This window comes from Mesorhizobium sp. M5C.F.Ca.IN.020.32.2.1, from assembly GCF_004023105.1.
GTDB classification, from domain to species: Bacteria; Pseudomonadota; Alphaproteobacteria; order Rhizobiales; family Rhizobiaceae; genus Mesorhizobium; species Mesorhizobium wenxiniae.
Genome location: NZ_RZSX01000341.1, coordinates 1 through 6,301 on the forward strand (window position 1 = coordinate 1; position 6,301 = coordinate 6,301).

Below are 6,301 nucleotides of genomic sequence, written 5' to 3' on the forward strand. Positions count from 1 at the left end.
CCCCCTTCTCCCCGTCACTATACGGGGAGAAGGTGCCGGCAGGCGGATGAGGGGCAGCGCGGTGCTTTACCGAAAAATCCTGCGCCGTTCGGCCATCGCCGCCGCCTCCCTCGCCGGCTTTGCAGCAATCGCCGCGGGCGGGCTTTGGCAGCTCGACCGCGCCTTTCCGCCGCCGCTGCCGGCCGAACTCACCGTGTCGACCGAAGTGCAGGACCGCGACGGCCAGCTGTTGCGCGCCTTCGCCACGCCGGACGGCTATTGGCGGCTCGCCACCCGCCTCGACCAGGTCGACAAGCAGCTCGCAGACATGCTGGTGATTTACGAGGACAAGCGCTTCTGGGACCATGAAGGCGTCGACGTGCTGGCGCTGGCCCGCGCCGCCGGCCAGTTCTTAAAAAGTGGCCGTATCGTCTCCGGCGGCTCGACACTGTCGATGCAACTCGCCCGGCTGGCAGAGCCGCGCGACAGCCGCAGCCTAGGCTCGAAGATCAAGCAGATGCTGCGCGCCCTACAGATCGAGCGGCGGCTCACCAAGCGCGAGATCCTCGAACGCTATTTGACGCTGGCGCCCTATGGCGGCAACCTCGAAGGCGTGCGCGCCGCCTCGCTGGCTTATTTCGGCAAAGAGCCGAAGCGGCTGACGGTCTCGGAGGCGGCCCTGCTTGTTGCCCTGCCGCAGTTGCCGGAAAAGCGCCGGCCCGACCGCAATCTCGCAATCGCTCATGCCGCCCGCGACCGGGTGCTGGCGCGCATGGTTTCATCGGGCCTGCTCGGCGAGCGCGAGGCCGCACGCGCCGCGCTCGACGACGTTTCAGGCGTCCGCCGCACGCTGCCGGCGCTCGCCGCTCACGCCGCCTACGCGGCGCTTCCCAAGGCCGGCCCCGGCCAGAAGCTACAACTGACGATCCGCAAAAGCGTCCAGGAAGGGCTGGAACAGGTGGCCAGGGATGCCGCAACCAGGCTCGGCCCCCGCCTGTCCGTCGCCATGGTGCTGGCCGACGCCCGCACCGGCGAGATCCTCGGCGAAGTCGGGTCCGCCAACTATTTCGACGCCAGCCGCTCCGGCTGGATCGACATGACCAGAATCGTCCGCTCGCCCGGTTCGACGTTGAAACCGTTCATCTACGGGCTCGCCTTCGAACAGGGCTTGGTCGCGCAGGAAACGCTGATCGACGACAGTCCGACGGATTTTTCCGGCTACCGGCCGAAGAATTTCGACATGGGCTACCAAGGCGACGTCAGCATCCGGCAGGCGCTGCAACTGTCTCTCAACGTGCCGGCGATCAGTGTGCTCGACGCGGTCGGGCCGGCGCGGCTGCTCGCGCGCTTCCGGCAGGCCGGCGTCACGCCGATCATGCCCGTCAACAAGGCGCCAGGTCTCGCCATCGGCCTTGGCGGCGTCGGCGTGACGCTGCGCGACCTCGTTCAGCTCTATGCCGGGCTTGCCAATGGCGGCAAGGCGCACACGCTGCATGACGGCACCGAGCCGGCGAATGCCGAACGCTCCACAGCTACCATCCTTGACGATCAGGCGAACTGGCAGATCACCGACATATTGTCGGGCGTCAAGCCGCCCGAGGGTGCCGCCCGGCGCGGCACCGCCTACAAGACCGGTACCTCCTATGGCTACCGCGATGCCTGGTCGGTCGGCTTCGACGGGCGCTACGTGCTGGGCGTCTGGGTCGGCCGTCCCGATGCCGGCGCGGTGCCTGGCCTGTCCGGCTATGTCTCGGCCGCACCGATCCTGTTCGAGGGCTTTGTCCGCTCCGGCCTGGCTCCCGTGCCGCTGCCAGGCCAGCCGGCCGGCGTCACCAGACCCAGGCGCGACGATCTGCCGGTGACATTGGAGCGTTTCGGTTCTGGCGCCGACGGGCTGGTCCAGGCGACGCCGACCGAGCCTGCGCCGACGATCATCTTTCCGCCCGACGGCGCCCGCGTCGATCTCGGCACCACCGCCGCCAGGGCCTCGCCGCTGGTGCTGAAGCTGCAAGGCGGCCGCGCCCCGTTCCGCTGGCTGGCCAATGGCAAGCCGCTGGTCGGCATCGACCGGCGGCGCAGTGCGACCTGGCAGCCGGACGGCGCCGGCTATTCGACCCTGACCGTGATCGACGCGGTCGGGCGCGCGGCCAGCGTGAAAGTGTTCGTTGAATAGAATGCGCCAAGCGATTCAGCGCATTGCGTTTTGCGCCCTGCTGTCGGCTGCCGATACCGCCCCTGTCCTTTCCGCGGACCTCCCCGCCGGCTTCGTTCGGCTGGCCGACATCGATCCCACCATCCGGCAGGACGTCCGCTATGCCCGCACAGTCAATTTCCTGCGCCGCAAGGCGGCCGGCTACGACGCGCCAGTATGCATCCTCACCGGGCGAGCGGCGGAAGCGCTCTCCGGCGTCCAGAAAGCGATTGCCGCCAAAGGCCTGACGCTGGTCGTCTTTGACTGCTACCGCCCTGCGCGCGCCGTCTCCGACATGGGCGAATGGACGAGAGAAGGCGGACCACCCGACCCGCAATGGTATCCAGCGGTCAAGCGAAAGGACCTCATCGCCAAAGGCTATGTCGGTGAACTGTCGACGCATTCGCGCGGCTCGACCGTCGATGTCGCCATCGCGCGAGTCGACCGCAACACCGCTCCGAAACAGGCCTGTGGCGCGCCCGATGCCGACACGCTCGATTTCGGCACCGGCTTCGACTGTTTCGACCCGATGAGCGAAACGGCGCACCGTCCGCTCGCCGGGGTAGCAACCGCAAATCGCAAGAGGCTTGTCGAGGCCATGCGCGCCGGCGGCTTCAGGAATTATGCCCGCGAATGGTGGCATTTCACGCTGGAAAACGAGCCGTTTCCAAAGCAGCGCTTCGATTTTCCCCTCACCGCCGACTGAATCACTGATCGCTGCGAAGCAAATCGCGTCCAGACCACATCGAGCCATTGCCGAGGCGCGACCTTTCTCCAGATAGATCGCTGCATGAGCCCGGATTCGGCACCCCCGCCGTCGAGAGGAAAGAATTTCTTCATAAGGCCAAGGATCGGCGGAAAATTGCTTCGAACGGACAAAAAAAGCAACATTGAGTGCATCTAATTTCTACCAATTCAGTAGATTTGAAGCGATCTCAACGGAGGCGTAAATGACCAATCCTCATTTCAGGAAACTGCTCGGCGCCCTGGTCGCTGCATCGGTCCAATTCGGAACACTCGGTTTCGCGTTTGCCGATACCACCATCCTCAACGTGTCCTATGATCCGACGCGTGAGCTGTACAAGCAATTCGACGAGGCCTTTGTCGCCCACTGGAAGGCCGAGACCGGTGAGACGGTAACCGTCCAGCAATCGCATGGCGGGTCGGGCGCACAGGCCCGCGCCGTGATCGACGGCCTCGACGCCGACGTGGTGACGCTGGCGCTCGAAGGCGACATCAACGCGATCGTCTCGAAATCGAAGAAGATCAATCCCGACTGGAGGACCAAGTTCGAGAACAATTCGGCGCCCTACACCTCGACCATCGTCTTCCTCGTCCGCAAGGGCAACCCGAAGGGCATCCACGACTGGGGCGATCTGGTCAAGGACGACGTCCAAGTGATCACGCCAAACCCCAAGACCTCGGGCGGCGCACGCTGGAACTATCTCGCCGCCTGGGCCTATGCCAACGCCAGGGATGGCGGCGACGAAGCCAAGACCAAGGAATTCGTCGGCAATCTCTACGCCCATGTTCCGGTGCTCGACACCGGTGCGCGCGGCGCGACCGTAACCTTCGCGCAAAAGGGCCTGGGCGACGTGCTGCTGGCCTGGGAAAACGAGGCCTATCTGGCGCTCGACGAGTTCGGCGCCGACAATTTCGACATCGTCTACCCGCCGACTTCGATCCTGGCCGAGCCGCCCGTCGCTGTGGTCGACGCCAATGTCGATGCCAAGGGCACGCGAAAAGTCGCCGAAGCCTATCTGAGCTACCTCTACTCCAAGGAAGGCCAGACGCTGATCGCCAAAAACCATTATCGCCCGTCGAAGCCCGACCTGGTGCCGGCGGAGGACCTCGCCAAACTGCCGGAGATCAAGCTGATCACCATCGACGATCCACTTTTTGGCGGTTGGAAGAAGGCGCAGCCTTACCATTTCGGCGATGGTGGTATATTCGACCAGATCTATAAGCCGGCCCAGTAGACCCAGTAAGCTAGACTCTAGATCAGGACGACATGACCACAGCACCCGCAAAGGCGGGGTGGCGGTTCAGACAGCCGAGCGTCATTCCGGGTTTCGGATTGACGCTCGGCTTCTCTCTTGCCTACCTCACGCTCATCATCCTCATTCCCCTTTCGGGGCTGGTCTGGCGATCGGCCGCGCTCGGCTGGGCCGATTTCTGGGCGATCGCCACCGACCGCCGCACCATCAATGCGCTTGAAATCAGCTTCGGCACCGCCTTCATTGCCGCCGCGGTCAATGTCGTCTTCGGCACGATCGTCGCCTGGGTACTGGTGCGCTACAACTTTCCTGGCCGCCGCATCGTCGATGCCATGGTCGACCTGCCCTTCGCCTTGCCGACGGCGGTGGCCGGTATCGCGCTGACCACGCTCTACGCGCCGAATGGCCGGCTCGGGAGCCTGCTGGCACCGCTCGGCATCAAGGTCGCCTACACGCCGCTCGGCATCGTCATAGCGCTGATCTTCATCGGGCTGCCTTTTGTCGTGCGCACCGTTCAGCCGATCATGGAGGAGATCGACAAGGAGGTGGAGGAAGTGGCCGCGACGCTCGGCGCCAATCGCTTCCAGACCATCGCCCGGGTTCTGCTTCCGGGCCTGGCGCCGGCCATCGTCACCGGTTTCGCGCTGGCTTTCGCACGCGGTGTTGGCGAGTACGGCTCCGTCATCTTCATCGCCGGCAATCTGCCCTACAAATCCGAGATCGCGCCGCTTCTGATCGTCATCCGGCTGGAGGAATACAATTATGCGGCGGCGACCGCGATCGCGGCGATCATGCTCGCTTTGTCATTCGTGATGCTGCTGGTCATCAATCTGGTGCAGACGTGGAGCCGCAAGCGCTATGGCTGATCCGGAGATCAAATCCTACGCACCGCACCACGAAAGCCAGTCGGCGGCAGTGACCGAAAGCCGCCCGGCGAAAGCCGTGCTGATGATCGTGACCTTTGCCTTCCTCGGCATTTTCCTGCTCTTGCCGCTGATCGTCGTCTTCAACGAAGCCTTCGCAAAGGGCCTCAGTGCGTATACGGAGGCGCTGACCAACCCAGACACGCGCTCGGCGATCCACCTGACACTGCTGGTGGCGGCGATCTCGGTGCCACTCAATGTCGTCTTCGGCATCTCCGCCGCTTGGGCGATCGCCAAGTTCGAGTTCAAGGGCAAAGCCTTCCTCACCACGCTCATCGATCTGCCGTTTTCGGTCTCGCCGGTCATTTCCGGCCTGGTCTATGTGCTTTTGTTCGGAGCACAGGGCCTGCTCGGCGCCTGGCTGAAGGCGCATGGCATCGTCATCCTGTTTGCCGTGCCGGGCATCGTGCTCGCCACCATCTTCGTCACTTTCCCGTTCGTCGCCCGCGAACTGATTCCCTTGATGCAGGAACAGGGCAATGGCGACGAGGAGGCAGCGCTGTCGCTCGGCGCCAATGGCTGGCAGGCGTTCTGGTACGTGACGCTGCCCAACGTCAAATGGGGGCTGCTCTACGGCGTCTTGTTGTGCAATGCCCGCGCCATGGGCGAGTTCGGCGCGGTCTCCGTCGTGTCGGGCCACATACGCGGATTGACCAACACCATGCCGCTGCATGTCGAAATCCTGTATAACGAGTACAATGCCGCAGCCGCCTTCGCCGTCGCTTCACTACTTGCGGGCCTGGCGCTCGTCACGCTGGTCTTGAAAACACTTCTCGAAATGCGCTACGGCGCCGAGCTCGCCGCGACGCGCGGACACTAGATGAAATAAAGAGTTTGATGTCGCCCAAAGTGCGTAGCAGTTTCGGGATAACGACATGCATCGACGAAAAAGGGACGGTTGATGGAAGTTCGCGTTGCCAACGTGCGCAAGGAGTTTGAGCGGTTTCCGGCCCTCCACGACGTTTCGCTCGACATCAAGTCCGGCGAGCTGATCGCGTTGCTCGGACCCTCCGGCTCCGGCAAGACGACGCTGCTCAGGCTGATCGCCGGGCTGGAGCGGCCGACGAAAGGAACGATCTTCTTCGGCGAGGAGGATGCGTCGCAAAAGTCGATCCAGGAGCGCAATGTCGGCTTTGTCTTCCAGCATTATGCGTTGTTTCGCCATATGACGGTCGCCGACAATATCGGCTTCGGCCTCAAAGTCCGGCACG

The 6,301-nt window shown here is 63.8% G+C and carries 6 protein-coding genes; all 6 read left to right on the plus strand.

Going from position 1 to position 6,301, the window contains the following annotated elements:
- The first annotated feature begins 46 nt into the window (after positions 1-46).
- Positions 47-2,152, plus strand: a complete 2,106-nt coding sequence (gene pbpC / locus EOA86_RS17940) for a penicillin-binding protein 1C (protein ID WP_128342874.1) — start codon at positions 47-49, stop codon at positions 2,150-2,152.
- Between the two features lies 1 nt (position 2,153).
- Entirely contained in the window at positions 2,154-2,876 is a 723-nt protein-coding gene (locus EOA86_RS17945; protein ID WP_128342876.1) for a M15 family metallopeptidase, read from the plus strand.
- 244 nt (positions 2,877-3,120) lie between these two features.
- Positions 3,121-4,149 carry a sulfate ABC transporter substrate-binding protein gene (locus EOA86_RS17950; RefSeq protein WP_065006752.1) on the plus strand — a complete coding sequence of 343 codons (1,029 nt, stop codon included), beginning with the start codon at positions 3,121-3,123 and terminating at the stop codon, positions 4,147-4,149.
- Positions 4,150-4,181: 32 nt separating this feature from the next.
- Positions 4,182-5,033: a sulfate ABC transporter permease subunit CysT gene (gene cysT, locus EOA86_RS17955; RefSeq protein WP_128342879.1), complete on the plus strand. Its 852-nt coding sequence runs from the start codon at positions 4,182-4,184 to the stop codon at positions 5,031-5,033.
- Positions 5,026-5,910, plus strand: coding sequence for a sulfate ABC transporter permease subunit CysW (cysW, locus tag EOA86_RS17960; RefSeq protein WP_029351598.1), 885 nt, complete (start codon positions 5,026-5,028; stop codon positions 5,908-5,910). Before cysT ends, cysW begins: the two co-directional genes overlap by 8 nt.
- A gap of 81 nt (positions 5,911-5,991) precedes the next feature.
- A partial coding sequence (locus EOA86_RS17965; protein WP_128342881.1) for an ATP-binding cassette domain-containing protein occupies positions 5,992-6,301 on the plus strand: 310 nt, incomplete at its 3' end.